1 protein-coding gene and 1 pseudogene are annotated in these 1,314 nt (G+C 35.4%); both read left to right on the top strand.

The window, feature by feature from the left end; translation table 11 throughout:
- On the top strand, positions 1-821 hold an 821-nt coding region (locus BT156_RS21680; RefSeq protein WP_139255564.1), incomplete at its 5' end, for an OmpA family protein.
- 202 nt (positions 822-1,023) lie between these two features.
- Positions 1,024-1,314: pseudogene (locus BT156_RS21675) on the top strand (OmpA family protein); the annotation flags it as partial.

Here is a 1,314-nt window from a genome sequence, read left to right as displayed (position 1 = left end):
CTGTTAACCAACGTGAAGAGCAAGTTTCTGATAACTTCTTCAATGCAACTTTAGGAGTTTCTTTAAAATTAGGAAAACACGAATCTCACTTAATGTGGCATGACCCATTGCAGGAGATCTATTATAAATTAGATGTTTTGGCTAATAGAAAACAGGATATCGAAGTTTGTAAAAAAGGAGATGCTGATAATGACGGTGTTTGCGATGATTGGGACAGACAGCTTGATACTCCTGCCGGTGCAAGAGTTGACGGTGCCGGTGTGGCTCTTGATACAGATCTAGATGGAGTAATCGATCTTTACGATAAGTGTGTAACTGTTCCCGGACCTGTTGAAAATAACGGCTGTCCTGTGAAAAAAGACAATACCGTAACAGCTACAGCTGTAGAACAGGAACTAAAGAATGTATACTTTAATTTCAACAAAGCTACTATCAGACCTGAATCTAATGAAAGATTAGACCAAGCTGCTAAAATAATTAAAGAAAATGACGGTAAATATTTACTGACAGGACACACTGATATTAAAGGAAATGCAGGTTACAATTTAAAACTTTCTCAGGAAAGAGCTGCTGCTGTTGTTGTAGCCTTAGAAAACAGAGGAGTTTCTGCAAATGTACTTAAATCTAAAGGTGTTGGTTCTGCTGAAGCAACAATCCCAGCAACCGCTTCTGATGCAGAAAGATTAGCTGACAGAAAAGTTACTGTAAGAGCTGTAGAAGACACTAATGAGTGGAATTCTATACAAAAGAAAGATTATACTGACGCTCCTACTGCAAAAAAAGCAGTGAAAAAAGCGCCAGCTAAAAAGAAGAAAAAGTAATTTTCTTTATCATAAATAAAATAAAACCGAAAAGAAGTTCTTTTCGGTTTTATTTTTCCATAAAGTGGTTTTTTTTTATTAAATTTACATAATTTTCAGAATGGGTTCTTAAAACTGCTAAATATTTAATCTGATTAATGTTAGCAAAAAAGATCTATCCTGAAAAATACAATCATTTAAATAACTAAATAAAAAATACACTATGAAATTAAGTTTAGCAATTGTTGCGTTGGCATTGGCTGTTCCGACGGCTAGTTATGCACAAGACTCAACGGCAGTTTCTTCAAACGGAAAATATCCAAATACATTTTCTTCGGGCTCTGCTAATATTTCCCCGTTTACACAGAAATCGAAGAGATTTAATGATTGGGCAATTTCAATCGGTGCCGGTGTTCCTCTGGTTCAGTCTGCGGATTTAACGTCAATCAAGAACGGTAACGGTAAAAATCTTTTTGGATATTCTGCTTACATCAGTATTGATAAAGCAATTACT

This window comes from Chryseobacterium limigenitum, assembly GCF_900114875.1.
GTDB lineage: Bacteria > Bacteroidota > Bacteroidia > Flavobacteriales > Weeksellaceae > Chryseobacterium > Chryseobacterium limigenitum.
The sequence above is the reverse complement of the archived record's forward strand: the minus strand, read 5'-3'. Positions and strand labels throughout refer to the sequence as shown.